We start from the raw sequence: 25,970 nt of genomic DNA on the forward strand, positions 1-25,970 counted from the left end.
GCCGTGGAGACGACCGTGACCGACCCCTCGCTCCGAGTCCTCGACCCGCCCGGGCGCCCGCGCGCGGTGGTGCTGATGCTGCACGGCGGCAAGGAGCGCTCCACGACGCCGGTCGACGGGCGCAGCGCCTCGTGGCGGCGTACGGCCGCGATGCAGCGCGCCATCGCCCCGCGCGTCCACGCGGCGGGCGCGAGCACCTGGCTGCTGCGCTACCGCGAGCGTGGCTGGAACGGCGGCAGCGGGCCGGTCGCGGACGGGCGCCGGGCCCTCGAGCAGGTACGACGCGCGCACGGCGACGTCCCGGTCGTCCTGCTCGGCCACTCGATGGGCGCACGCACCTCCGTGCACGTGGCCGACGACCCGTCGGTGGTCGGCGTGGTGGGCCTGGCGCCGTGGTTCCCGGCCGACGAGCCGGTCACCGCCCTGGCCGGCAAGCAGCTCGTGGCCGCCCACGGCCGGCGCGACCACATCACGTCGTACCGCGCCACGGAGGCGTTCGTCGCCCGCGCCCGGGGCGTGGCCGCGCGGGCCGAGCTGCGGGACATGGGACCGGTCGGCCACTACATGCTCAAGCGGGTCGCGGCCTGGAACGACGTCGCCGCGGAGGCGGCGCTCGCCCAGCTGGGCTGACCCCGGGCAAGCCGGCCGGGTGGACCAGACCACCCGGGGTAATTCGGTCGAGGGGGAATGGTGCCCCGGCCTACCCTGTTCGACGAAACGAAACCGTTTCGTTTCATCGACGCAGGAGAGCCATGACACCCGCCCCCGCCACCGACACCGCGGTCAGCCGACCCCGCGTCGAGGGCGACCGTGAGCAGCAGATCCTCGACGCCACCCTCGAGGTGCTGGCCGACGTCGGCTACGACCGGCTCACGATGGACGCGGTCGCGACCCGCGCCAAGGCATCGAAGGCCACGCTCTACCGCCGCTGGAACGGCAAGGTGAGCCTGGTCATCGACGCCCTGCTCTCGGTCAAGACCACGCCCGAGGTGCCCGACACCGGCTCGCTGCGCGGCGACCTGATCGCCTCGTTCTGCGGTATGGGCGGCCTCACCGACGAGCAGTCGGTCGGGACGTTCGCCAGCGTCCTCACCGCGATCCACCGCGACCGCGACTTCGCCGAGGCGTTCCGCCGCGACGTCATCGGCCCCAAGTCCCAGATCGCCCGCACCGTCTTCGAGCGGGCACGGGACCGGGGCGAGCTGGCCGAGGGCGTCGACATCGACCTGTTCGCGCCGGCGCTCGCCGGCATCGTCCTGCACCGCATGTACGTCATGGGTGAGCTGCCCGACGAGGCGCTCATCACCCGTGTCATCGACCAGATCATCCTCCCGGCCGCCACCGGCCGGCGCTGACCGGATCCACACACACCGAAGGACCTCTCTCATGACCGACGTCACCCAGACCGAGGCGCGCGCCCCCGGGCAGCACGCCCACCTCGGATGGGCCCTGGTGCTCATCTCGGTCGCCCAGCTGATGGTCGTGCTCGACGCGACGATCGCCAACATCGCCCTGCCCTACATCGGGCAGGACCTCGACATCTCCCAGGCGAACCTGTCCTGGATCGTCACCGGCTACGCGCTGGCGTTCGGCGGCCTCCTGCTGCTGGGCGGACGCCTCGGCGACCTCTACGGCCGGCGCCGGATCTTCATGACCGGCCTGATCGTCTTCGCGGTCGCCTCGCTGCTCGGCGGCCTCGCCCAGAACGAGGCGCTGCTGCTGGGTGCCCGGGGCCTGCAAGGCTTCGGCGCCGCCCTGGCCTCCCCCGCTGCCCTGGCGCTGATCACCACGACCTTCCCGGCCGGCCCGCAGCGCAACCGCGCCTTCGCGGTGTACGCCGCGATGTCCGGCGCGGGCGCGGCGGTCGGCCTGATCCTCGGCGGCTGGCTGACCGGCCTCGACGGCGTCGGCGGCCTCGAGTTCAGCGGCTGGCGGCTGACCTTCCTCATCAACGTGCCGATCGGCCTGGCCGCGGCCGCGCTGGCCCCGCGCCTGCTCGCCGAGTCCGAGTCCCACCACGGGCAGCTCGACATCCCCGGCGCCCTGACCGGCACCCTGGGCCTGCTCGGCATCGTCTTCGGCCTGACCCGCGCCGGCGAGGCCGCGCACGGCTGGGACGACCCGTGGACGATCGCCTCGCTCGCGGCCGGTGTCGCGCTGCTCGGCCTCTTCGCCTGGGTCGAGTCCCGGGTCGAGCACCCGCTGCTGCCGATCCGCATCCTCCAGAACCGCACCCGCGCGACCAGCTTCGTCGTGATGATGCTGGTGCCCGCGGCGATGTTCGCGATGTTCTTCTTCCTCAGCCTGTTCATCCAGCAGCTCGTCGGCTACAGCCCGCTGCGCACCGGCTTCGCGTTCCTGCCGTTCTCGGTCGGCATCGTGATCGGCGCGGGCCTGTCGTCCAACCTCGTGGCCCGGATCGACCCGCGCTGGATCGCCGGGGTCGGCACGCTGCTCGCCGCGGGCGCGCTCTTCGGCTTCTCGAGGCTCGCGATCGACGACTCGCCGTCTGCCGTGGTCCAGGCGATCGCCAGCGGCACCCCGGCCGGCGCCGACGTGAACTACTGGACCTCGATCCTGCCCTTCATCGTGATGATGTCGATCGGCATGGGCATGACGTTCGTGCCGCTCACCCTGACGGCGGTCCACCACGTCCGTCCCGAGGACTCCGGCATCGGGTCCGGGGTGCTGAACACCATGCAGCAGGTCGGTGGCGCGCTCGGCCTGGCCACGCTGAGCACGGTCTCCCTGCACTTCACCAACACCCGTGCCGACGAGATCGGTCCGGGCCTGGCGCAGGCCGCCCAGGGTGCGGGCATCGACCCCACGGCGCAGGTGCCCGGGACGTCGCTGTCGTTCCTGCAGGCCGCCGGCTTCCAGGCCACGTTCACGGAGGGCGCGACGCACGCGTTCCTCGTGGGCTCGGGGATGATCCTGCTCGCCTCGCTGCTCATCTGGGTCTTCCTCGACGTCAAGCACGAGGAGCTGGCCACCGACGGCCCCGAGGGTGCCGTGCACGTGGGCTGACGCCCGTCGTACGACGAGGGCCCGGTCACCGCAGTGGTGACCGGGCCCTCGTCTCTTCGAGGGTGCGGCTCAGGACAGCGCGTCCTCCAGGGCCTTGATGAACGCCGGCAGGTCGCCGGGGTTGCGGCTGGTGATCAGGTTGCCGTCCACGACGACCTCCTCGTCGACCCAGTCACCGCCGGCGTTGCGCACGTCGTCGGCGAGGCTGGAGTACGACGTCAGCCGCCGGCCCTTCGCGAGCCCGGCCGAGACCAGCAGCCACGGCGCGTGGCAGATCACCGCGAGCGGCTTGCCGGCCTCGGTGACGGCCCGGACGATGGCCTGCGCCTTCGCGTCGGTGCGGATCGTGTCGGCGTTGACCGTGCCGCCGGGCACCACCACCGCGTCCACCGCACCGGTGTCGAGGTCGTCGAAGGTGCCGTCCACCTCGATCTTCTGCTTCGGCTCGGTGTCACCCTCCACGGCCTGGATGGGATCGGTCCCGCTGGAGTAGATCCTCACCTCGGCGCCCGCCCGGGTCAGGGCGTCGCGCGGCTCGACGAGCTCGGCCTCCTCGAAGTGGTCGGTGGCGATGATGGCCACCTTCTTGCCGGTCAGGTCGCTCATGGGCACTCCTCTCGGGGCTCGGTTGTCTCCCTCCTGAGTACCCGCCACCCGGTGAGCGATGCCCCTGGGCTCAACGCCCGGCGTCCTGGGCCGCCTCGAGGTCGAAGTCGAGCAGCCGCTTCTCGACGCGCACCCCGACGGTCCGGCTGCCGAGCACGCGCTTGACCAGGAACCACTCGGTGCGCGCCTCCACCCGCTGGCGCGACTCGGGGCCTTGAAGCCCGAGAGCCGGATACCCACCACCTGGCGGGCGCGCAGCTGGAGGCCCCACACCTCGCCGCCCTCGGCAGCCCGGCCCGGCACCCAGGCCAGGTAGCGCGGGCCACGGCGTCCCGACAGCTCCACGCAGTGCCCCTTGAAGCGGGCCGTGCGGCACGGGTCCGTCGCCAGCCAGGCCGGGCCGCCGCGGGAGGCCAGCACGTCGATCGCACGCCCCGGGAACTGGCCGTCGCCCTCGCGGTGCACCCGGCCGCCCACCGCCCCGACCCCGAAGTCGGCCTTGACCGGCGAGGTCCGCGGGCGGGCGTAGTAGAGGTAGCCGCCGTTGAGGAACGGGTAGGCAACGGCCAGCGCGTAGTCGGTCGCCGGGAGGAGGTCGTAGGCGTGCGGGTCCGGCTCGCCGCCGCTCCAGTCCTGCAGGTCGGCCCCGGCGTCGACGACGTCCTGGGTGGTCATCAGGTGGAGGCGGTCGTCACGGACGAGCTCCTCGAGGGTCGGGACCGGCACCCGCAGCTGCTGCTTGCGGGGGTCCTTGCGGATGACCTCGCCCGCGGTGAGCGCCACGACCTGCTCGCCCTCGCGCTGGAGCACCACGGCGACGTAGCCGGGGTCCTCCTCGGGCTCCTCGACGTCCCAGAGCAGGAAGGCCCGACCGGTGGTGTCGTCCGAGAGCCGGACGCACCCGTCCGCACCGTCGCCGCGGCACGGGTGCGGCGTCACCTCGGGGCTCAGGGTGACCCGCACCAGGTCGCCGTCGTCCTCGCCGCCGTACCCGTAGCGCAGGTCGGCGCCGAGCAGGCCCCGCGGCGAGCGCCGGTCGGTGTACGTCGCCTGGAGGTGGTTCGGCTCCGCCGGCAGGTGGTCGAGCGCCACGGCGGCGATGGCCCGCTGGGTGATCGGCACGTCACCCGCACCAGCGGCCGGGCCGCTGCCGCTCGCCCCGGTCGCGAGCAGGCCCACGACCAGCAAGGCCAGGCTCCCGGTCGCCAGCAGTCGTCTCGTCATCGTTCCCCCTGTGTTCCGCCCCGAGAGCGGGTCAGCCGGTGAGCTCCCGCGCGGCGGCGCGCAGGAGCGCGGGCGCACGGCGCGCCCACTCCTCAGACGCACCGGCCAGCCCGCAGGTTGCGGTGAGCACCAGGCCGGATCCGGTCGTTGCCGGATCGAGACCCACCATGTCCAGCCACCGGTGCACCGACTCGGCCAGCTGGCCCGGCGTCGGCGCGGTTGCGGGTGGGGTCGTCGGCAGCACGCCCAGCGCGACGCTCTCGCCGGCCTCCAGCGCCTCGGCCAGCACGTCGTGGTCGGCGGCGCTCATCTGGGACAGGTCGACCGAGAGGCCGCGGGCGCCCGCGCCCCGGAGCAGGCCCAGGGGCGTGCCGGCAGCGCAGGTGTGGACCCACGGCTCGGCGCCTTCCTCGGCGATCGCGGCGAGGACCCACTCCAGGGCCGCCGAGGCGTGCGGCAGGTCGACGCTGCGGTGCCGGTGGAAGCCGGAGGCGGTCGGCACCCGGCCGGCGAGGACGGCGGCCAGGACGGGCTCGTCGAGCTGGACGACGAGCCGGTCGACCCCGGGGAGCCGCCGGCGTACGTCGCGCACGTGGACGCGCAGCCCCTCCGCGAGGGCCTGGGCCAGCTCGCGCCGGGCACCGACGTCGCTGAGCACGCGGTCGCCGCGCGGCTTCTCGACGGTCGCGGCCAGCGTCCACGGACCCGCGACCTGGATCTTGAACGCGCCGCCCTCGACCGGCAGCGCGCCCTCGGCCAGCTCCTCGAGGCCGTCGAGGTCCTGGCCGAGCAGGCTGCGCGCGCGCCGGTGGTCGATCCCGGGGCCGTCGCTGCCGGTCAGCCGCCAGCCGGCGGGCTGCAGGTCGGCGCCCAGCTCGCTGACGACCGCCAGCGCCCGACCGGTCATGGTGGCGATCGCCCCGCGACCGGGGACCTCGGGCAGGTGGGGCAGGTCGGGCAGCTCGCCGAGGACCAGGCGCACGGCCTCGTCGTAGGCACGCTGGTCCTCGCCGGGCATCGACCCGACGCCGGTGGCGATCGTCATGAGCCCACCCGGTCCCGTCGGGTCGCGGAGATCGTGGCGGACCCGACCACGCGGGTGCCGTCGTACAGCACCGCCGCCTGGCCCGGCGCGATCCCGTAGGCGGGGTCGAGCAGCTCGATGTCCAGCTCGTGGCCGGCCGCACCGACGGTCACCACCGCCCGGTGCTCCTCGCCGTGCGCGCGCAGCTGGACGGTGCCCTCCAGCCGGCCGGGCACGGTGCCGCACCAGCGCGGGCGGATGCCGGTCAGCCCGTCGACGGCGAGGCGCTCGCGGGGGCCGACGGTGACCGTGCCGCTGACCGGCTCGATGTCGAGGACGAAGCGGGGCTTGCCGTCGGGCGCCGGTCGGCCGATCCGCAGCCCCTTGCGCTGGCCGATCGTGTAGGCGTAGGTGCCGTCGTGCTGCCCGAGCACCTCCCCCGACGCCTCGTCGACGATGTCGCCGCCGTGGTTCGGGGCGCGCTCGCCCAGCTTCTCGCGCAGCCAGCCGGCGTTGTCACCGTCGGCGACGAAGCAGATGTCGTGGCTGTCGGGCTTGTCGGCCACCAGCAGGCCCCGCTCGGCCGCTTCGGCCCGCACAGCCGTCTTGGTCGAGTCGCCGAGCGGGAAGAGCGAGTGCGCGAGCTGCTGCTGGTCCAGCACCCCGAGGACGTAGGACTGGTCCTTGCCGGCGTCGACGGCCCGGTGCATCTCGATCAGCCCGTCCGCGCCGGTGCGCAGCTGCGCGTAGTGGCCGGTGGCGACCGCGTCGAAGCCGAGCGCGAGGGCGCGGTCCAGCACGGCCGCGAACTTGATCTTCTCGTTGCAGCGCAGGCACGGGTTGGGCGTGCGGCCGGCGGCGTACTCGTCCATGAAGTCCTCGACGACGTCCTCGTGGAAGCGCTCGGAGAGGTCCCAGACGTAGAAGGGGATGCCGATCACGTCGGCGGCCCGGCGGGCGTCGTTGCTGTCCTCGATCGTGCAGCAGCCGCGGGCTCCCGAGCGGTACGACGCGGGGTTGCGCGACAGGGCGAGGTGGATGCCGGTGACGTCGTGGCCGGCCTCGGCAGCGCGGGCTGCGGCGACGGCCGAGTCGACGCCGCCGGACATGGCGGCGAGGACCCTCATGCCGGCCTCTTCGCCATCCTGGCGCGGTCGACCACCGGCGCGATGGCCTCGACGAGGGCGTCGACGTCGGCCTGGGTGGAGGTGTGCCCGAGGGAGAACCGCAACGAGTGCCGGGCGGCCTCGTCGGTGCAGCCCATGGCCAGCAGGACGTGGGAGGGCTGGGGAACGCCCGCCGAGCAGGCCGAGCCGGTGGAGCACTCGATGCCGCGGGCGTCGAGCAGCATCAGCAGGCTGTCGCCCTCGCAGTCGGGGAAGCCGAGGTGGGCGTTGCCGGGGAGGCGGTGCACGCCGGTCGGGTCGAGCGCGGCGCCGTGCAGGTGCGCGTCGGGGACCGCCTCGATGACCCGGGCCACCAGGTCGTCGCGCAGCGCGCCGACCCGGACGGCGTGGTCGGCCTGCTGCTTGACCGAAAGCTCCACGGCGGCGGCGAAGCCGGCGATGGCGGGGGTGTCGATGGTGCCGCTGCGGATGTCGCGCTCCTGGCCGCCCCCGTGCACGAGCGCGGTGACCTCGACCTCGCGGCGTACGACGAGGGCGCCCACGCCGTAGGGCCCGCCGACCTTGTGGCCGGTCAGGGTCAGCGCGTCGACGCCGGAGGCGGCGAAGTCCACCGGCACCGCCCCGACCGCCTGGACGGCGTCGGTGTGCACGGGGATGCCGTGCTCTGCGGCGATCGCGACGACCTCGTCGATGGGCTGCACGGTGCCGACCTCGTTGTTGGCCCACATCACCGAGATGAGCGCGACCGAGCCCGGGTCGCGCTCCACGCTGGACCGCAGCGCGTCCACGTCGAGGCGGGCCCGGGAGTCGACCGGCAGCAGCTCGATCTCGGCACCCTCGCGCTCCGCCAGCCAGTCCAGCGCGTCGAGGACGGCGTGGTGCTCCACGGCGGTGGACAGGATGCGGGTCCGGGACGGGTCGGCAGCGCGTCGGGACCAGTAGATGCCCTTGAGGGCCAGGTTGTCGGCCTCGGTGCCCCCGGAGGTGAAGACCACCTCGCCGGGACGGCAGCCCAGGGCCCGTGCGATCGTCTCGCGGGACTCCTCCACGACACGACGGGCCTTGCGGCCGGACGCGTGCAGCGAGCTGGGGTTGCCCACGTCGAGCAGGTGCCGCGTCATCGCCTCAACGGCCTCAGCACGCATCGGCGTGGTGGCGGCATGGTCGAGGTAGGCGGTACGGGTGGTCATCGCACCGACCAGCGTACGGCGCCCCCGGCTGCGGCGCCCAACCGCCGGGGACCGTCAGGCCAGGCGCTCCAGCCAGGCGTGCTCAGGGTGGAGCCGGAGGACGGCGTCGCGCAGCCACGCACGGGCCGCGTCGCCGAGCAGCGGCCAGGTCCGGTCGAGGTCGCGGTCGTCCTTGGGCCGGGCCAGGGCGGCCTTGTAGAGCAGCGCGATCTCCGGCTTCAGGTAGCGGATGCCGTCCGCGGCCACCCAGGTGACCTCCTCGAGCGGGGCCACGTGGTCGGGCATCCGCTTGTTGGTCCACAGGCCGTCCCGGTCCGGCGTGATCGGGAGGTCGATGATCCACGGGTGCTGCGCGCCGGCCCGCACCCAGATCTGGCTCTCGACGCTGATCGGCTCGGGAAACCGGTCGTCGAGCGGACGCAGGGTGCCGCCGTGGTTGCTCCACAGGTGCCACCGGTCCCCCACGTGCTCGCGCAGCCGCGGCACGTCGCAGGCGAGGATGGAGAGGTCGACGTCCTCGTGCTCGCGCGGCGCCCCGGTGAACGCCTCGATCGACCAGCCGCCCACGATCCACCAGGGCCGCGGGAACCCGCTCATGAAGTCGGCCAGCCCGGCCGGGTCGAGGGGCGCCCAGGGGCCGTACCGCCGGAAGAACTCCTCGTCCTCGGCCACGTCCTCGGCCGTCCGGGGCAGGGGCTCGCGGGCCGTCACGCTCGCAGCCTAGAGCAGCACCAGGTCGTCACGGTGGACGACTTCACGCTCGTAGCCCGAGCCGAGCTCGCGCTTGAGCTCGTGGCTGGAGCGCCCGAGCAGGCTCGGGACCTCCTCGGCGTCGAAGTTGACCAGGCCCCGGGCCACCGCGACCCCGTCCGGCCCGCACAGGTCGACGGGGTCGCCGGCGACGAAGGTCCCCGTCGCACCCGTGACTCCCGCCGCCAGCAGCGACGCCCGGCGCTCCACCACCGCGCGGACCGCACCGGTGTCGAGGTGCAGGCTGCCCTTGGGCTCGGTGGCGTGGGCCAGCCAGAGCAGGCGCGTGGGGCGACGGCGCCCGGTCGCGTGGAACAGCGTCCCGACCCGGCGTCCCTCGAGCGCCTCGGGGGCGCGGTCCGCGCCCGTCAGCACCACCGGGATGCCGGCGCCGGTGGCGATCCGGGCCGCCTCGACCTTGGTCTGCATGCCGCCGGTGCCGACGCCGGCCGCACCGGCGCTGCCGATGCTCACGGCGTCGAGGTCGGCCTCGCTGACGACGTCGGCCACCAGGGAGCTGCCCGGCGCCGACGGGTCGGCGTCGTAGAGCCCGTCCACGTCGGAGAGCAGCACCAGCAGGTCGGCGTGGACCAGGTGTGCCACGAGGGCCGCGAGCCGGTCGTTGTCGCCGAACCGGATCTCGGTCGTGGCCACGGTGTCGTTCTCGTTGACGATCGGCAGCACGCCGAGGTCGAGCAGCTTGGCGAAGGTCTGGTAGGCGTTGCGGTAGTGCGAGCGCCGGGTCACGTCGTCGAGGGTGAGCAGCACCTGGCCGGCGATCAGGCCGTGCCGGGCGAGCTCCTCGGTGTAGCGGTGCACGAGCAGCCCCTGGCCCACCGACGCCGCCGCCTGCTGGGCCGCGAGGCCCCGGGGACGCCGGCTCAGCCCGAGCGGGGCCAGCCCCGCGGCGATCGCCCCGGAGGACACCAGCACGACCTCGGCACCCCGCGCCCGGACGGCGGCCAGCACGTCGACCAGCCGGCTCACCCGGTCCGGGTCGATGCCGCCGGCGGCGGTGGTGAGGGACGAGGAACCGACCTTGACCACCACGCGACGAGCGGCGACGACCTCCGGGCGAACGGTCATGCCCGGTCGTCCGCGCCCGGGTCGTTCTCCGCCCAGTCCGGGTCCTGCGCGCTGCCGATCTCGTACGACGTGGGGCCGGCGGGGCGGTCGAGGCGGCGGGCCACGTCGGCCCGGGTCTCGCCCTCCTCGCGTTCCGGCATCGCCTCGTCGATGGCACGGCGCCGTCGGGCCGCCGGACGCGACTCGTCGAAGCGCTGGTCCTCGCCACGGCGTCCCAGCATCTCCGCGCCCGCGTCGATGCCGGGCTTGAAGTCGAAGACGACCGCGTTGTCGGGGTGACCGATCAGCACCGCGTCACCCTCCTGCGCGCCCATCTCGACCAGCCGCGTCTCCACGCCGAGCCGGTTCAGCCGGTCGGCGAGGAAGCCGACCGCCTCGTCGTTGCTGAAGTCGGTCTGGCGCACCCAGCGCTCGGGCTTCTCGCCACGGACGCGCCAGCCCTCACCTGTCTGCTTGACCGTGAAGGAGTCGGCCCCGTCGGCCGAGGCCGGGCGCAGCACGATCCGGGTCGCCTCGACGACCGGCTTCTCGGCGCGGGACCGGGCCACAATCTCGGCCATCGCGAAGGTCAGCTCGCGCAGCCCCTCACCGGAGGCGGCCGAGACGGGGAAGACCCGCAGGCCGCGCTCGCGCAGCTCCTCGACGACGAAGTCGGAGATGTCGCGGCCGTCGGGCACGTCGACCTTGTTCAGCGCGACCAGCCGGGGCCGGTCCTCGAGACCGCCGTACCGGCTGAGCTCGTTCTCGATGATGTCGAGGTCCTCGACCGGGTTGCGGCCGGGCTCCATGGTGGCGGTGTCGATGACGTGCACCAGCGCCGCGCAGCGCTCGATGTGGCGCAGGAAGTCGTGGCCCAGGCCGCGGCCGTCGCTCGCGCCCTCGATGAGGCCGGGCACGTCGGCCACCGTGAAGGTCGTGTCCCCGGCCGTGACCACGCCGAGGTTGGGCACCAGGGTGGTGAACGGGTAGTCGGCGATCTTGGGCCGGGCGCGGCTGATCGCCGCGATCAGGCTGGACTTGCCGGCGCTCGGGAAGCCGACCAGGCCGATGTCGGCCACGACCTTGAGCTCGAGGCCGATCTCGAGCTCGTCGCCGGGCTCGCCGAGCAGGGCGAAGCCGGGGGCCTTGCGCTTGGACGACGCGAGCGCGGCGTTCCCGAGGCCGCCCCGGCCACCCTGGGCGACCACGAGCTCGGTGCCCGGACCGACCATGTCGGCGAGGACCTTGCCGGAGGAGTCGGTGACGACGGTGCCGTCGGGGACGGGCAGCACCAGGTCGGCGCCGTGCCCGCCGTTGCGGTGGCCGCCGGCGCCGTGCCCGCCGTGCTCGGCGCGGCGCTTGGGGCTGTGGTGGTAGTCGATCAGCGTGGTCACGTCGGGGTCGACGCGCAGGATCACCGACCCGCCCGGACCGCCGTTGCCGCCGTCGGGGCCCCCGAGGGGCTTGAACTTCTCGCGGTGGACGGACGCGACGCCGTTGCCGCCCCGACCGGCGCTGACGTGCAACGTCACCCGGTCCACGAAGGTGGGTACAGCCATGGTCAACCGCCGATCGGACGTGGGTGGATCAAATGGACGAAGGGCGCCCCGTCGACAGGGACGCCCTTCGAAAAGACTTGCCTCAGGTGAGCGTCAGGTCACTCGCCCGGGACGATGTTCACGACGCGGCGACCGCGACGGGTACCGAACTCGACCGCGCCCGCGACCAGCGCGAACAGGGTGTCGTCGCCACCGCGACCCACGCCGGCGCCCGGGTGGAAGTGGGTGCCGCGCTGGCGCACGATGATCTCGCCCGCGTTGACAGTCTGGCCGCCGTACCGCTTGACGCCGAGCCGCTGCGCGTTGGAGTCGCGACCGTTCTTGGTCGACGCCGCGCCCTTCTTGTGTGCCATTTCGAGTCCTTAGGTGTCTCGGAGCAGTGCTGCGCTCAGAGGGAGATGTCGGTGACCTTGACCTGGGTGTACTTCTGACGGTGACCCTGGCGCTTCTTGTAACCGGTCTTGTTCTTGTACTTCTGGATGATGATCTTGGGGCCCTTGGTGGCGCCGAGGACCTCGACGGTCACGGAGGCCTTGTCGAGCGCCTTCGCGTCGGAGGTGATCTTCTCGCCGTCGACGACGAGCACGACCGGGAGCTTGACCGAGTCGCCGACCCCCGTCGTGACCTTGTCGATCTCGATGACGTCGCCCACGGCAACCTTCTGCTGGGTGGCGCCTGCGCGCACGATCGCGTACACCGCGGTCTCCTTCGTCGAACTCTCGCTTACGTCATGGTCTGGGGCTGACCTGCACGCACCGACGATCCCCGGGTCGAGCCTGGATCGAGCGCGGCGCGGACTGCCACACAGAGAGAGGCACGCACAAGCGCACCGAGGGTCAATAGTACGGATCGGGCCCGGTCACCGCAAAACGCGAGTCCACGGGCGCCGCATTCCCCTCACCGGTCAGAGCCGGCAGTGCGAAGGACCCGGCGCACGAGGTGCTCCGGGTCCGACGCATCACTGCCTCGAGCGGGTGCTCAGCGCTTGCGCGAGCCCTTCTTCTTGATCGGGACGTGCTCCACCGGGTGGGTGTCCTCGTGCGCGTCGACGACCTCCGCACCGGGCTCCGTCACCGCGGTGCCCGGCTCGACCACGCCGTGCTCCGGCGGGACCCCGACGCTGCCGACGCTGCCCGAGGGAGCGCCCGCCGCGGGCGCCATGGCGGGCACCGTCGCGCTCTGGGGCGCCGCCGGCGGGCCCGCGGGGCGGCTCGCGCTGCGGCCACGGGTGCGGGTCACGACCTTCGGCGGCTCCGCCGGGCCGGCCGGCGCCTCCGGCTCGCTGGTGGCGGCCACCGGGGTGGCCGGCGCCGGCACCACGACCGGCTGCGGGGCGGTCTGCTGCTCGGGCTGTCCGGCCGGGCGGCTGGCGGCGCGGCGTCGCGTGCGGGTGACCACCTTGGGGGCGGCCGGCTCCGCCGGCTCGGACCGCTGCTCGGGCTCCGCAGGCTGGGCCTGGGTCTCAGGCTGGGGCTGGGGCTGGGCCTGCTTCGGCTCGGCCTCGGGCGCCGTGCCGGCCGGCTCGTCGGCCTGCTTCTGCTCGACCTGCTTCTGCTCGGCCTGCTTCGGCTCGGCCTGCCGGGGCTCCTGGCCGTCGTGGGCGGCCTTCTCGGCGTTCTCGGGCTTGGCGACCGCAGCGATGTCCTTGGGCGAGGGCGCCTTGCTGCCGTGCTCGGCGCCCTGCCCGTTGCCGGACTCGTGGCCGTGCCCGTCGCCGTCCTGGCCGCGACCGCGGCCGCCACGGCTGCGGCGACCACCGCGACGCGACTCGTCCTCGGCCTTCTTCGGCTCGACCGGCGCGTCCTTGATGACGACGCCGCGGCCCTGGCAGTGCTCGCAGTTCTCGCTGAACGACTCGACGAGGCCGGTGCCGATCCGCTTGCGGGTCATCTGCACCAGGCCGAGCGAGGTCACCTCGGCCACCTGGTGGCGGGTGCGGTCTCGGCCCAGGCACTCGACCAGGCGACGCAGCACCAGGTCGCGGTTGGACTCGAGGACCATGTCGATGAAGTCGACGACGATGATGCCGCCGATGTCGCGCAGCCGGAGCTGGCGGACGATCTCCTCGGCCGCCTCGAGGTTGTTCTTGGTGACGGTCTCCTCGAGGTTACCGCCCGAGCCGGTGAACTTGCCGGTGTTCACGTCGACGACCGTCATCGCCTCGGTGCGGTCGATGATCAGGGATCCGCCCGAGGGCAGCCAGACCTTGCGGTCCAGCCCCTTGGCGATCTGCTCGTCGATGCGGTACGTCGCGAACACGTCCTTGCCGTTCTCCGGCACGTAGCGCTCCAGCCTGCTCTCGAGGTCCGGTGCGACGTGCGAGACGTAGCCCTGCACGGTGTCCCAGGCGTCGTCACCCTGGATCACGAGCTTGGAGAAGTCCTCGGTGAACAGGTCGCGGACCACCTTGAGCGTCAGGTCCGGCTCGCCGTACAGCAGCTGCGGGGCGCTGCCCTTGGACTTCTTCTCGATGTCCTCCCAGCGGGCCTTGAGGCGCTCGACGTCGCGCGTGAGCTCGTCCTCGCTGGCGCCCTCGGCGGCCGTGCGGACGATGACGCCGGCGCTGTCGGGGACGATCTCCTTCAGCAGCGCCTTGAGCCGGTTGCGCTCGGTGTCCGGGAGCTTGCGGGAGATGCCGCTGGTGGTGCCGTCCGGCACGTAGACGAGGAACCGCCCCGCGAGGCTGATCTGGCTGGTCAGGCGGGCACCCTTGTGCCCGATCGGGTCCTTGGTGACCTGCACGAGCACGGGCTGCCCGGAGGTGAGCACCGACTCGATCTTGCGGGGCTGACCCTCGCGGTGGCCGAGCGCCGACCAGTTGACCTCGCCGGCGTACAGCACGGCGTTGCGGCCCTTGCCGATGTCGATGAACGCGGCCTCCATCGAGGGCAGCACGTTCTGGACGCGGCCGAGGTAGACGTTGCCGATCAGCGAGGTCTGCGACTCCCGGGCGACGTAGTGCTCCACGAGCACCTTGTCCTCGAGGACGCCGATCTGGGTCAGCTCGTCCCGCTGGCGGACCACCATCACGCGCTCGACCGACTCGCGGCGGGCGAGGAACTCGGCCTCGCTCACGATCGGGGCGCGGCGACGGCCGGCCTCGCGGCCCTCGCGGCGGCGCTGCTTCTTGGCCTCGAGGCGGGTCGAGCCGGAGACCGCGGTGATCTCGTCCTCGGCGTTGCGCGGCTTGCGCACCCGGGTGACGGTGTTCTGCGGCTCGTCGCCCGAGTCATCTGCGGAGTCACCGGAACGACGACGGCGGCGACGCCGGCGCGAGGTGCCACCCTCGCCGCTGGTCTCCTCCTGGTCGCCCTCGGCCTGCGCGGGCTGCTCGGGCTCCTCCTCGGTCGCGGCGGCGGAGCCGTCCTGCGCCTCGGTGGACTCGCCGTCACCGGACTTGCGGCGACGACGCCCGCCGCGGCGGCGACGGCGGCGACCGCCGCCCTCGCCCTCCTCGCCCTCACCGGTGCCCTGCTGCTGCTCCTGCTCGGCCGACGACTCGTCGGCGGCCTCGACCGGCTGCGACTCGGCGGCCTCGGTCTCGGCCGGTTTCTCGATCTCGGCCTGCTCCTCGGCCGGCTGGGCCTCGGGCTCGGTCGTGGCCTCGGTCTTCTGCTGGGTCTTGGGCTCCGTCTTGGACTGGGCGGCCTTGCGGGTCCGCTTGGCCGGCGCCTTGGTCGGCTCGGGGGCCTGGAAGAGCACCAGCGGGGCCACCGCCTCCGCGGCGGGCGCAGCCGACTCGGTCGAGGTGGGCTCGATCGAGGTGGACTCGATCGACTCCTCGTCGGGCTCCGCGGCCTCGACGGGCGCCTCTGCCGCGGGCTCCTCGACGACGGCGGCCGTCTTCTTGGCCGCGGTCTTCTTCGCGGGGGCCTTCTTGGCCGGCGCCTTCTTGGCGGTCTTCTTGGCCGCCGTCTTCCTGGCCGTCGCCTTCTTGGCGGGGACCTCGGCGGTGTCGCCGGTCAGCTCGGCGGCGGGCTCGACGGCGCCGGGCTCCTGCGGAGCGGGCTCGACGTCGGTGGAGGCGAGGGGGGCCGGCTCGACGGAGGCGTCCCCGGCCACCGCCTTCTTCGCGGCCGCCTTCTTCGTGCCCGACTGCCGGGTGGTGGTCTTCTTCGCGGGGGCCTTCTTGGCCGCCGTCTTCCTGGCCGCGGTCTTCTTCACCGGGGCCGGGTCGTCAGGGGTGGTCCCGGGAGCGGACCCAGCGGGGCTCCCGCTGGACTCGGCCGAGGGTTCCTCACCGTGCGAGGGGGTTCCTGCGTTGAGGTCGTCGGGCATGTACTGCTCCTCGACCCGGCGTCGCGCGCCGGGCGTGTCGGACGCTGGGGGCCCGCGAGTTCAGGGCCGACAGCGCAAAGCCTTCGGTGGCGGCGACACTCTCCGCAGTGCGTCACTGGCTGTTCGCTGCCTCACCTGCCGCGGTCGCCGGGCACAGCCCTGGGGGACTGCTGCGGATCGCTGTCACCGACCCTCTGCCGCGTCGCGGTCTGGCGAGGACGTACAACCACTGTGCCGACCCCGCGAGGGGGACGGCGAGAACGTCGTCGGGTCGAGTCCGGAACGGCCAGGCCGTCCCTCGTCAACCACGGCGAGTATCGCACACGGACCGCGAAAGCGACCTATGACGAACGGAGCAGCGGGTCGCCGATGGCGCCGGTGGCCTGGTCGAGCGGCCCCTGGGCGAGCCGGGTGAGCAGCGGCGACTCCCCCACGTCGAGACCGGAGACGGCGGCCAGCCCGGTGAGCACGTCGTCGGGGCGCACGGCGGGAACGGTGTGGCGCAGGACCAGGTCGAGCCGCGCGCCGCGCTCGTGCGGGGCGACCTCGAGGGACACGACGGCCGCGCGGCAGTCGAACTCGCGCCGCCCCTTCTTCGTCATCCGCTCCACCGACACGGCCTCGGCCGCCAGGAACTGCTCGACCGCGGGAGCCACGGCCTCCGCGGCGATGGCCACGTCGAGGCTCCACCGGCTGGCCTCGAGCCGGTCCGCCAGCGACCCGCCCGCCGACTCCACGACCTCGAGGATGTCCAGCCCGTCGGGCAGGGCCTCCTCGAGGGCGGCGCGCACGTCGGCGGGGCGGACCACCTCGGCCAGCGCGATCTCGAGGTACTCCGCCTCGCTGGCCGAGCCGGTCGGCGCGGCGCCGGCGTACGAGATGCGCGGGTGCGGGTTGAACCCCGAGGAGTACGCCATCGGGATGCGGGCCCGGAAGACGGCACGCTCGAACGCCCGGCTGAAGTCCCGGTGGCTGGTGAAGCGGAGCCGGCCACGCTTGGCGTAGCGGATGCGCAGTCGCTGGACGGGCGGGGCTTGCTGCTCGGGCTGTTCACGCACCAGCAAAGGCTAGGCCACGCGTTGCTTCGTGCGTGAGTTCGCGAAGGGTCCGCGACTACTCCGGTCATCGGGTTTGCCGGTGGCTGCCCTTCCGGCGGTTGCCGGGCCCTCTCGGGCTGTGGCTCGGTGCTGGCTCGAGCGTGCCCTCCGCGACAACCACTCCGGCGGGGGTGGTCGTGGTGTCGGTGGGCCGCTGCTCCATGACCCGACCCCACCAGAGGGCACCGACAGTCCCGGGCTCCCGACCTGTGGATATCTCGCCTGGTGAGATGCTTTCCGAAGGAAGTTTCGAGCACGTGAGCCAAAAGGTGACGTGGCGGGGCTGGTGCCTGCCCGGAGGACGTCGGTTGGTCAGAGACCGCATCGAAATCGCCGGAAGTGATGCGGTTGGGGACCAAACCGCACCCCCAAGCCACCCGGAACCCGGGAGCCGGCCCCCACCCAAGCCGACCTCCCCGGTAGCCAGCCAAGGACCGCAACCGAAACCAGCCGGGCATCCGGGAAACCGACCTGAACCGAAGCCGAAGCTGATCCGACCCCGAGCCCGAGCCTGACCCCGTCCTCAGGCCCGAGCGTCCACCACCTGCGCGAGCGCACCCTTCATCGCCGAGGACGGGTAGACGGTGCTCACCCGGACGCCGTCCAGCCACGCGCTCAGCCGCTCCGCCTCCGCGGCGAGGGCGGCGCGGCCGTCGGCATCGACGTCCTCGAGGAGCTCGACCTGGACGACGCCGTCGGGGTCCTGGATCCAGCAGCCGACCACCCGGCCGTCCCACCAGGCGGTGGTGCCGGCATTGCCGTTGGTGTCGAAGAGGGCGGGGCCGTGCGGGCCGAGGACGAAGCTGCGGTCCTTCCACCCCATGATCGTCGGGTCGAGGACGGGCAGCAGGGCGGCCCACGGCTCGGGGGCGGGCTCGTCCTCGTCGTCCCCGGGCAGCACCCAGCCGGTGGCGCCGTCCTCGAGCGACACCTGCGCGGCGCCGACGTCGGCCAGCGCCTGCTTCACCGCACCGGCGGTGGCGCCGAGCCACCACTGCAGGTCGGCGGCGGTGCCGGGCCCGAAGGTCGCGAGCCATCGCCGGGCGAGCTCGGCGTACCCCTCGTCGGACTTCCAGGGGATGGGCTCCTCCCCCAGCCAGCCGCGCATCAGCGTCCACTGCGGGCGCGAGAGCCGCCAGTGGCCGCCGTTCGTCCCACGCACGGTCGCCGCCTCGAGGCCGAGCTGGGTGAGCACCCGGGGCGCGATCGGGAAGTTGCCGCCGTACGCCTTGTGGGCGGCGATGTCGATGCGGCCCTGCAGCTCCGGCACCTGCTCGCGCAGTGCCTGCGCGCCCAGCGCGGAGCCGTCGGCCAGCCGCTCGAGGACGGCGGCGCGGGCGGCCTCGAGCCACGCCGCGCCGTCGTCGGCGATCCCGGCGGTCTCGACGTCCTTGGCCAGCCTGGCCCGGTGCTGGGCAGCCACCCTGGCCGACGCGCTCCCCCAGGCCGCCGGCAGCAGGTCCCGCGGGAAGACGAACAGCGTGCGCCGCATCGCGAGCTGCTTGACCAGCGACCGGTCGTCGTACAGCGCCCGGTCGACGACGTCGTGGGTGAGGCCCTCGACCCGGGCGAACAGCGAGAGGTAGACGCTCGCCGGCTCCGTCGCGTGCAGCACCGTCATCGAGCGCGTCGCGGCCACAGGGTCGGACACCCGGTGCGCGGGAGCCACCGCGTGCCGCCGGGCCAGCCGGGCGCGTCGCCCCGCGTCGGAGATCTGCCTCATGACCCCATCCTGACCGACAGGACCGACAGCCGGACCCGTGTGCCGGTGACGGGATGGTTGCTGGGATCATCGATCCAGTGACCGCCTCCCGCCGCGCCTCCCTCCTGGTCCTCCTCGGCCTGGTCCTGCTCTCGCTCAACCTCCGACCGGCGGCGGTCAGCGTGGGGCCGGTGCTCGCCGAGGTCCGCGACGGGCTCGGCATGTCGGGCACCGCGGCCGGTCTGCTCACGTCCCTCCCGGTGCTGGCCTTCGCACTCTTCGGCGCCCTCGCCCCGGCCGCGGCCCGCGTCGCCGGCGTCCACCGGGTCACGCTGGTGGCCCTGCTCGTCGTCGCGGCCGGGCTGCTCGGCCGGGCGCTGACCAGCAGCGAGCCGGTCTTCCTGCTGCTCTCGATGCTCGCGCTCGCCGGCATGGCGATGGCCAACGTCCTGCTGCCCTCGCTGGTCAAGCTGCACTTCCCCGACAAGGTCGGGCCGGTCACCGCCATCTACACGACGGCGCTCTCCATCGGGCTCACCGGCGCCCTCGTGCTCACGGTCCCGATCTCCGACGCCTACGACGGGTGGCGCAGCGGCCTCGGCACCTGGGCGTTCGTCGCCCTCGTCGCCGCCGTGCCGTGGCTGGGGCTCGTCACCCATGACAAGGCCCTGGACCGGACGCCCACCACGATCCGCTTCGGTGACGTCGCCCGCACCCGCCTCGGCCTGGCGATGGCCCTGTTCTTCGGGCTCCAGTCGCTGCAGGCGTACGCCGTGTTCGGCTGGTTCGCCCAGCTGTGGCGCGACAACGACTTCACCGCCACCCAGGCGGGCGCGCTGGTCGGGCTGATCGCCGCCGTCTCGATCCCCCTGTCGCTGTGGGCGCCGGCGGCGGTCGCGCGGCGCGAGGACCAGCGCTGGATCCTGCTCGGGGTGATGCTCTGCTACCCGGTCGGCTACATCGGGCTGATGCTCGCGCCGCACTCCCTCGCGATCCCGTGGGCGCTGCTGGTGGGCGTCGGCGCGGTGACCTTCCCGATCGTGCTGGTCCTGATCGGGCTGCGCTCCCGCACCCCGCAGGGCACCGCCGCGCTCTCCGGCTTCACCCAGTCGATGGGCTACCTGATGGCCGCGATCGGCCCGTTCGGCGTCGGCGTGCTGCACGATGCCACCGGTGGCTGGACCTGGCCGCTGGTGATGCTCACGGCGCTGACCGTCCCCCAGGTCGCGGTCGGGATGTACGTCGCCCGCCCGGCCTTCGTCGAGGACCAGCTGCGGCAGCCCGCGCCCGACCACGTCTGAGTCTCCGCACGCCGCGTCGGCGCCGCGGGCACCGCCGCCAGGCGCCTCAGACGACGGACAGCGGCAGGAGCTGCCGGCCGGTGGGCCCGATCTGGATCTCGGTGTTCATCTCCGGACACACGCCGCAGTCGTAGCACGGCGTCCAGCGACAGTCCTCGACCTCGACGTCGGAGCTGCCGTCGGCAACGGCGAGCGCGTCCTCCCAGTCGGCCCACAGCCAGTCCTTGTCGAGCCCGGAGTCGAGGTGGTCCCAGGGCAGCACCTCGTCGTACTCCCGCTCGCGGGTGGTGAACCAGTCGAGGTCGACGCCGGTCCCGGCCAGTGCCGTGGCGGCCGACTCGATCCAGCGGTCGTAGGAGAAGTGCTCGCTCCAGCCGTCGAAGCGGCCGCCGTCGCGCCAGACCTGCTCGACGATCCGGCCGACCCGGCGGTCACCGCGCGAGAGCAGGCCCTCGATGGTGCCGGGCTTGCCGTCGTGGTAGCGGAAGCCGATGGCGCGGCCGAACTTCTTGTCCTCGCGCACCGTGTCCCGCAGCTTCTTCAGCCGCGCGTCGGTGGTCTCGTGGTCGAGCTGCGCGGCCCACTGGAACGGGGTGTGCGGCTTGGGCACGAAGCCGCCGATGGAGACGGTGCAGCGGATGTCGTTGCGCCCGGACACCTCGCGGCCCTTGGCGATCACCTTCTTGGCGAGCTCGGCGACCTGGAGCACGTCCTCGTCGGTCTCGGTCGGCAGCCCGACCATGAAGTACAGCTTCACCTGGCGCCAGCCGTGGGAGTACGCCGTGGCGACGGTGCGGATCAGGTCCTCCTCGGTGACCATCTTGTTGATCACCTTGCGCATCCGCTCCGAGCCGCCCTCGGGCGCGAACGTGAGGCCCGATCGGCGACCGTTGCGGGAGAACTCGTTGGCCAGCGTGATGTTGAAGGCGTCGACGCGGGTCGAGGGCAGCGAGAGCGAGACGTTCGAGCCCTCGTAGCGGTCGGCGAGGCCCTTGGCCACGTCACCGATCTCGGTGTGGTCGGCCGACGAGAGCGACAGCAGGCCGACCTCCTCGAAGCCGGACTTGCGGATGCCGTTCTCGACCATGTTGCCGATGGTCTCGATCGAGCGCTCGCGGACCGGGCGGGTGATCATGCCGGCCTGGCAGAAGCGGCAGCCGCGGGTGCAGCCGCGGAAGATCTCGACCGAGAAGCGCTCGTGCACGGTCTCGGCCAGCGGCACCAGCGGCTTGGCCGGGTAGGGCCACGCGTCGAGGTCCATCAGCGTGTGCTTGCGGACCCGGAACGGGATGCCGGGACGGTTCGGCACGACGGCCTCGATCGACCCGTCGTCGCCGTAGGTCACGTCGTAGAACTTCGGGACGTAGACGCCACCGCTGACCGCGAGGCGGCGCAGCAGCTCGTCGCGCCCGCCGGGACGGCCCTCGCCCTTCCACTCGCGCACGACCTCGGAGATCGCGAGGACGACCTCCTCGCCGTCGCCGAGGACCGCCGCGTCGAGGAAGTCCGCGATCGGCTCGGGGTTGAACGCCGCGTGGCCGCCGGCGAGCACGACCGGGTCGTCCTCGCCGCGGTCGACCGCGTGCAGCGGGATGCCGGCGAGGTCGAGGGCGTTGAGCATGTTGGTGTAGCCGAGCTCGGTGGAGAAGCTCAGGCCGAAGACGTCGAAGTCGCGCACCGGCCGGTGGGCGTCGACGGTGAACTGCGGGATCGGGCCCTGCGCGTCGCCGGCACGCATGACCTTCTCCATGTCCGGCCAGACGGAGTAGGTGCGCTCGGCGACGATCCAGTCGCGCTCGTTGAGCACCTCGTAGAGGATCTGGACGCCCTGGTTGGGCAGCCCCACCTCGTAGGCGTCGGGGTACATCAGCGCCCAGCGGACGGTGTCGCCCTCGGGCGCGCAGTCCCACTCCTTGATCGTGGAGTTCAGCTCGCCGCCGACGTACTGGATCGGCTTGGAGACCGAGGACAGGCGGGGCTCGAGGCGGTCGAAGATGCTCTCGCCCTCGCGTCGGTCGAGCTGGTCGAGCGGTGCGGCAGACACGGAGTACCTCTCAGCGATCGGGGAACGGTCTAGGGTACGTCGCCCGCCCGGTGCGCGCCCAACTCCCGCAACGTCCGAACGGGCCATTGCCGGGCCCTCCCCCGGCGAGGGACGATCACGAGATGGCGGACGTGAGGCAGGGCCGCTGGTCGGCCGGCATCGACGGTGACTTCGTGGTGTTCCTGATCGGGGCGCGGCTCGACCCGCGCCACCCGGTGCGCACGCTGAGGGACCTCGGCGGGATGCGCGGGATGCCGTACATGCTCAAGCACCTGACGCAGCACCCCGAGAAGGGCCTGCTCGGCTACGAGACGTACGGCCTGACCATGAACGTGCAGTACTGGCGATCGTTCGAGGACCTCGAACGTTTCGCGCGCGACGAGGACGCGCCGCACGTGCCCGCGTGGCGCAACTACTGGCGCCGGGTCGGGAAGGACCCCCGCTCGGGGATCTGGCACGAGACGTTCCTCGTCCGCGCCGGCGAGTACGAAGCGGTCTACGGCAACATGCCCCCGCACGGCCTGGGCAAGGCCGCGCGGCTGGTCTCGCTGAAGGAGGACTCCTCGGCGCGGGGCCGGCTCAAGAGGGTCGTGGGCTGAGGTGCACGCCGTCCGGGCGGCCATCGCGCATGACGGGGAGCGCTTCCGCGAGGGCGGGGCCACCGTGCTCGTCGACGGCGGTCGCATCGCCGGGGTGGAGCCCGTCGGCTTCGAGGTGCCCGACGGCGTGCCGGTGACGACGTACGACGGCACGCTGCTGCCGGGCCTGGTGGACGCCCACGTCCACCTCGTCGCGGACGCCACGCTGGGCGGGCTGGAGCGAGCCGGCGCCCTCCCCACCGACGCGCTCGACGCGCTGGTCCGCGAGTCACTCGCCCAGCAGGCCGCTGCCGGGGTGACGACGGTCCGCGACCTCGGCGACGTCGCGTACTGCACGCTCCCTCACCGGGAGGCCGCCCGGGCGGGCGAGCCACGCATCGTCGCCGCCGGACCCCCGATCACCACGGTCGGCGGGCACTGCCACTACCTCGGCGGTGCGGTCACCGGTCCCGACGGGATCCGCGCCGCGGTGGACGAACGCGTGCGTCGCCGCGTCGACGTGGTCAAGGTGATGGCGTCGGGAGGCATGACCACGCCGGGCACCGACGTGTTCGGGGTGCAGTTCTCCGACGACGACCTCGGTCTCCTCGTCGAGCTGTCGCACGCGACCGGGATGCCGGTGCTGGCGCACGCGCACTCCCTGGCCGCGGCGTGGCAGGCGCTGGGCGCGGGAGTCGACGGCATCGAGCACTTCACCTGCCTGGCGGAGGACAGCGTCGTCGTTCCCGAGGAGCTGCTGGCTGAGGTGGCCGCGCGCGGTGTGGCCGTCGACCTCACGATGGGCAACAACCCGGCGGTGATGGCTGCGATGGGCGCTCCGCCCCCGGCCATCCAGGAGATGCTCGACCGCATCGGCCTCGGGTTCGACCAGGTCCACGCACGTCGGCTGACGGCGCTCGAGGCGATCCGGCGGCACGGCCTCACCATGGTCGCCGGTGTCGACGCCGGCGTTTCGCCGCCGAAGGCGCACGGCAACCTCTGGCTCGTGGTCGTCGACCTCGTGGAGGGGGGCTACCCCGTCGAGGAGGCCGTGGCCAGCGCGACCGGGGTGGCCGCGCGCCAGTGCGGGATCGGCGAGCTCACCGGATCACTGCGTCCCGGGCTGGATGCCGACCTGCTGGTGGTGGCCGGCGACCTGCGTCAGGACCCGTTCGCCCTCGGACGGCCGACCGCCGTGTGGGTGCGCGGCGTCCCCGTCCGGCCCCGCGCCTGGCCGTCCGGCTCCGGGGGTCACTCCGTGTCGGGCGCGAGCTCGGCATAGGCGGCGCGGGCGCGCGCCAGCTCCTTGGTCGCCGCGACGATCAGCTCCTCGAGGCCGGTGACCCCGAACCGGTTCGAGACGCCCTGGACCGCGTCGGTGATGGCCGGGTCGATGCTGTGCTGAGAGTGCGAGGGCTCGGTCATGCCTCCATCCAAACACGGGGCCGGGGTGGGTCCGCGTGGTCCGACACGCCTCACCCCTTGACGTAGGAGAGCTTCTCGCAGACCAGGCCGTCGCGCAGGCGCAGCACGTCGACGCCGCGCACGTGCCCCGGGCCGCTGTGCTCGTCGACCCAGTCGAAGCGCCACCGCAGGACCCCGCGGTCCCCGCACACGAAGGCCTCCTCCTCGGTGAACGCGGGCTGCCCGGTCTGCCCGAAGAGCTCGTCCCAGACCCCTCGCACGGCGGCGGCGCCGACGTACCGCTGACCGTCCGGCGCCGGCCCGGTCGCCTCGAACACGCAGTCGTCGGTCATCAGCGCCATGATCGCGTCCACGTCGCCGCTGCCGAACGCCGTCGAGAACCGCGCCAGCGCCGCGTGGTTGGGTCCCCAGTCGGCGTCCCGGCCCGCGCCGGCGAGCAGGTCCCCCTGCGGGTCCCCGTGCGACGACGCCCGCGGGCCCACGACGCCCGCGGCGCGGTACATCTCCTCGCGCTCCGCGAACCAGGCCGCCACCTCGTGCACCAGCGCCGGGTCCAGCCGCGGGTCGCCACCGGTCGCCACCGCGAGGTCCCAGCCGTGGATCAGGTGGTCGGCGGCGAGCTGGTGGACGTACTCCTCCAGCTTCTCCTCGCCGTAGGACAGGTGGACGGTGCCACCCGAGGGCAGCGACCCGGCCACGGCGCGGGTCGCCTCACGCGCGGCGTCGAGCGCGCTGCGGATCGGGTCCGCGCCGAGCAGGTCGCCATCGAACCGGTCCCCCACCTCGGCGATGGTGCTCCCCTCCACCAACGGCGTGGTCCACAGGTCCTCGCCGCAGACGTGGTTGACCAGGTCGCGCACGGTCCAGTCGCGGCACGGGGTCGGATCGCCCCAGCGGTCCGCCGGGACCGCGTTGACGCGCTCGGCCCAGCCCTCGACGGTGCGGGCGTACAGGGTGTTGAGATCCATCAGGGTCCTCCGCTCTCGAACGTGCTTCGTGCTGCGCGGACCCACCACTGCAGGTCCGCCCGCTCCCGTCGCCGGACCGCCGGGTCCGGGTGCTCGGCGGCGTCCAGCGCCTTGTTCCACCCCAGCCAGACCAGGCCGGCGAGCAGCGAGAGCTGCATGGACCGCTCGTCGTACGCCGGGCCGGCCGCGCGCCGGTACGCCTCCAGCAGCTCCTCGCGGGTCGCGTCGAGGACCTGCGAGCAGCCGGCGAGGAACCGGGCGACGTCGAGGGCCCCGGGTGCCACCGTCGGCATCGCCCAGTCCAGCAGCACCAGCCGCTCGTCCTCGAGCGCCATGTTGACCGTGGCCACGTCACCGTGCGCGAGGGTCGCCGGGCCGGCGGCGAGCGCCTCGCTCAGCGGCGCGACGTCGTCGAGCAGGGCGAGGACCGGGTCGGCCACGTCGCCCGGGACCAGCTCGGCGAAGAGCTCCCACCCCCGCAGCACGAGCGCCATCAGCTCGCTGCCCGACGTGGCCACCGGGGCCACGCGCGCGGGCGCGAACAGGCTGAGCACGAGGTCGAGCGGGGCCAGCCCGGGAGGCGGGTCCGCCAGGAAGGTCCGGTGCAGGGCGGCCAGCCGCTCGACCACCCAGGTCGCCCGCGCGCGGGAGAGCCGGTCCTCCCACGTGAGGACGGTGTCGCCGAGGTCGCGCATCACCACGACGGTGACCTCGCCCTCCAGCCACGCGTCCACCACCGCGTGGCCGACCCCGTCCGGCAGCCGGTCCAGCACGCCGGAGCGCCACAGGAGGTACTCGCGACCCGGCCCTCCCCCGGTCAGCTCGAGGGTGAAGTCCGCACCGGGCACCACCCGCTTGACGACGAGGGCACGACCGTCCGCGAGCCGGACCCGCTCGAGCCCGGCCCCCGACTTCCCTTCATGGCCCGAGAACGCACGACGCTCCACGACGTCGCGCAGCAGCTCTGCAGGCGCCACGTCTTCACGGTGGCACCGGGCCTCGTCC

The 25,970-nt window shown here is 73.3% G+C and carries 22 protein-coding genes; 6 read left to right on the plus strand and 16 right to left on the minus strand.

What is annotated here, in order from left to right; all coding sequences use genetic code 11:
- Positions 1 to 3: 3 nt before the first annotated feature.
- The 3 genes from ACFO9I_RS20425 to ACFO9I_RS20435 all read left to right on the plus strand — a co-directional run bounded on the left by ACFO9I_RS20425 (position 4) and on the right by ACFO9I_RS20435 (position 3,027).
- The gene (locus ACFO9I_RS20425; RefSeq protein ID WP_379184267.1) at positions 4 to 630 is read left to right on the plus strand and encodes an alpha/beta hydrolase; all 627 of its coding nucleotides are present in this window, start codon (positions 4 to 6) and stop codon (positions 628 to 630) included.
- Positions 631 to 752: 122 nt separating this feature from the next.
- Positions 753 to 1,355, plus strand: a complete 603-nt coding sequence (locus ACFO9I_RS20430) for a TetR/AcrR family transcriptional regulator (RefSeq protein WP_379184269.1) — start codon at positions 753 to 755, stop codon at positions 1,353 to 1,355.
- Positions 1,356 to 1,386: 31 nt separating this feature from the next.
- The gene (locus ACFO9I_RS20435; protein ID WP_379184271.1) at positions 1,387 to 3,027 is read left to right on the plus strand and encodes an MFS transporter; all 1,641 of its coding nucleotides are present in this window, start codon (positions 1,387 to 1,389) and stop codon (positions 3,025 to 3,027) included.
- A 69-nt stretch (positions 3,028 to 3,096) separates the two neighbouring features.
- Here ACFO9I_RS20435 and ACFO9I_RS20440 read toward each other — a convergent pair whose 3' ends face one another.
- From ACFO9I_RS20440 to ACFO9I_RS20495, 12 genes are all read right to left on the minus strand, one after another.
- A complete protein-coding gene (locus tag ACFO9I_RS20440; protein WP_379184272.1) occupies positions 3,097 to 4,857 on the minus strand; it encodes a type 1 glutamine amidotransferase domain-containing protein in 1,761 nt (586 codons plus the stop codon).
- A gap of 31 nt (positions 4,858 to 4,888) precedes the next feature.
- Positions 4,889 to 5,902 (minus strand): methionine synthase, encoded by a 1,014-nt coding sequence (locus ACFO9I_RS20445; protein ID WP_379184274.1) that lies wholly within the window; start codon positions 5,900 to 5,902, stop codon positions 4,889 to 4,891.
- A complete protein-coding gene (gene mnmA, locus ACFO9I_RS20450) occupies positions 5,899 to 7,008 on the minus strand; it encodes a tRNA 2-thiouridine(34) synthase MnmA (RefSeq protein WP_379184276.1) in 1,110 nt (369 codons plus the stop codon). The genes ACFO9I_RS20445 and mnmA overlap by 4 nt, the downstream gene beginning before the upstream one ends.
- The gene (locus ACFO9I_RS20455; protein ID WP_379184278.1) at positions 7,005 to 8,198 is read right to left on the minus strand and encodes a cysteine desulfurase family protein; all 1,194 of its coding nucleotides are present in this window, start codon (positions 8,196 to 8,198) and stop codon (positions 7,005 to 7,007) included. The genes mnmA and ACFO9I_RS20455 overlap by 4 nt, the downstream gene beginning before the upstream one ends.
- Before the next feature lie 54 nt (positions 8,199 to 8,252).
- Positions 8,253 to 8,909, minus strand: a complete 657-nt coding sequence (locus tag ACFO9I_RS20460) for a nucleotidyltransferase domain-containing protein (RefSeq protein WP_379184280.1) — start codon at positions 8,907 to 8,909, stop codon at positions 8,253 to 8,255.
- Between the two features lie 9 nt (positions 8,910 to 8,918).
- Positions 8,919 to 10,034, minus strand: a complete 1,116-nt coding sequence (gene proB / locus ACFO9I_RS20465) for a glutamate 5-kinase (protein ID WP_379184282.1) — start codon at positions 10,032 to 10,034, stop codon at positions 8,919 to 8,921.
- On the minus strand, positions 10,031 to 11,572 hold the full coding sequence (gene obgE, locus ACFO9I_RS20470; protein WP_379184284.1) for a GTPase ObgE: 1,542 nt from the start codon (positions 11,570 to 11,572) through the stop codon (positions 10,031 to 10,033). Before obgE ends, proB begins: the two co-directional genes overlap by 4 nt.
- 98 nt (positions 11,573 to 11,670) lie before the next feature.
- Positions 11,671 to 11,925 (minus strand): 50S ribosomal protein L27, encoded by a 255-nt coding sequence (gene rpmA, locus ACFO9I_RS20475; RefSeq protein WP_379184286.1) that lies wholly within the window; start codon positions 11,923 to 11,925, stop codon positions 11,671 to 11,673.
- 35 nt (positions 11,926 to 11,960) lie between these two features.
- Positions 11,961 to 12,269 carry a 50S ribosomal protein L21 gene (rplU, locus tag ACFO9I_RS20480; RefSeq protein WP_379184288.1) on the minus strand — a complete coding sequence of 103 codons (309 nt, stop codon included), beginning with the start codon at positions 12,267 to 12,269 and terminating at the stop codon, positions 11,961 to 11,963.
- Between the two features lie 281 nt (positions 12,270 to 12,550).
- Positions 12,551 to 15,850 (minus strand): Rne/Rng family ribonuclease, encoded by a 3,300-nt coding sequence (locus tag ACFO9I_RS20485; protein ID WP_379184289.1) that lies wholly within the window; start codon positions 15,848 to 15,850, stop codon positions 12,551 to 12,553.
- Between the two features lie 341 nt (positions 15,851 to 16,191).
- On the minus strand, positions 16,192 to 16,908 hold the full coding sequence (locus ACFO9I_RS20490) for a TIGR03936 family radical SAM-associated protein (RefSeq protein WP_379184291.1): 717 nt from the start codon (positions 16,906 to 16,908) through the stop codon (positions 16,192 to 16,194).
- A 562-nt stretch (positions 16,909 to 17,470) separates the two neighbouring features.
- A complete protein-coding gene (locus ACFO9I_RS20495) occupies positions 17,471 to 18,670 on the minus strand; it encodes a winged helix DNA-binding domain-containing protein (protein WP_379184292.1) in 1,200 nt (399 codons plus the stop codon).
- Between the two features lie 77 nt (positions 18,671 to 18,747).
- Here ACFO9I_RS20495 and ACFO9I_RS20500 point away from each other — a divergent pair, with 77 nt between their 5' ends.
- Positions 18,748 to 19,950: an MFS transporter gene (locus tag ACFO9I_RS20500; protein ID WP_379184294.1), complete on the plus strand. Its 1,203-nt coding sequence runs from the start codon at positions 18,748 to 18,750 to the stop codon at positions 19,948 to 19,950.
- Between the two features lie 46 nt (positions 19,951 to 19,996).
- Here ACFO9I_RS20500 and ACFO9I_RS20505 read toward each other — a convergent pair whose 3' ends face one another.
- On the minus strand, positions 19,997 to 21,946 hold the full coding sequence (locus ACFO9I_RS20505; protein ID WP_379184429.1) for a TIGR03960 family B12-binding radical SAM protein: 1,950 nt from the start codon (positions 21,944 to 21,946) through the stop codon (positions 19,997 to 19,999).
- A gap of 170 nt (positions 21,947 to 22,116) precedes the next feature.
- Between ACFO9I_RS20505 and ACFO9I_RS20510 the strand changes: the two genes are divergently transcribed.
- On the plus strand, positions 22,117 to 22,593 hold the full coding sequence (locus ACFO9I_RS20510; RefSeq protein ID WP_379184296.1) for a DUF4188 domain-containing protein: 477 nt from the start codon (positions 22,117 to 22,119) through the stop codon (positions 22,591 to 22,593).
- Position 22,594: 1 nt separating this feature from the next.
- Positions 22,595 to 23,854 carry an amidohydrolase family protein gene (locus tag ACFO9I_RS20515; protein ID WP_379184298.1) on the plus strand — a complete coding sequence of 420 codons (1,260 nt, stop codon included), beginning with the start codon at positions 22,595 to 22,597 and terminating at the stop codon, positions 23,852 to 23,854.
- Here the strand turns inward: ACFO9I_RS20515 and ACFO9I_RS20520 are convergent.
- The 3 genes from ACFO9I_RS20520 to ACFO9I_RS20530 are packed head-to-tail and all read right to left on the minus strand — an operon-like array spanning position 23,824 to position 25,942.
- Complete coding sequence (locus tag ACFO9I_RS20520) at positions 23,824 to 23,997, minus strand: hypothetical protein (RefSeq protein WP_379184300.1); 174 nt, start codon at positions 23,995 to 23,997, stop codon at positions 23,824 to 23,826. The genes ACFO9I_RS20515 and ACFO9I_RS20520 overlap by 31 nt on opposite strands.
- Before the next feature lie 50 nt (positions 23,998 to 24,047).
- Positions 24,048 to 24,965: a TIGR03086 family metal-binding protein gene (locus tag ACFO9I_RS20525; RefSeq protein ID WP_379184302.1), complete on the minus strand. Its 918-nt coding sequence runs from the start codon at positions 24,963 to 24,965 to the stop codon at positions 24,048 to 24,050.
- Positions 24,965 to 25,942, minus strand: coding sequence for a phosphotransferase family protein (locus tag ACFO9I_RS20530; protein WP_379184304.1), 978 nt, complete (start codon positions 25,940 to 25,942; stop codon positions 24,965 to 24,967). Before ACFO9I_RS20530 ends, ACFO9I_RS20525 begins: the two co-directional genes overlap by 1 nt.
- Positions 25,943 to 25,970: the final 28 nt, after the last annotated feature.

It is taken from the genome of Nocardioides sp. GCM10023255, from assembly GCF_042653125.1.
Taxonomy (GTDB): Bacteria; Actinomycetota; Actinomycetes; order Propionibacteriales; family Nocardioidaceae; genus Nocardioides.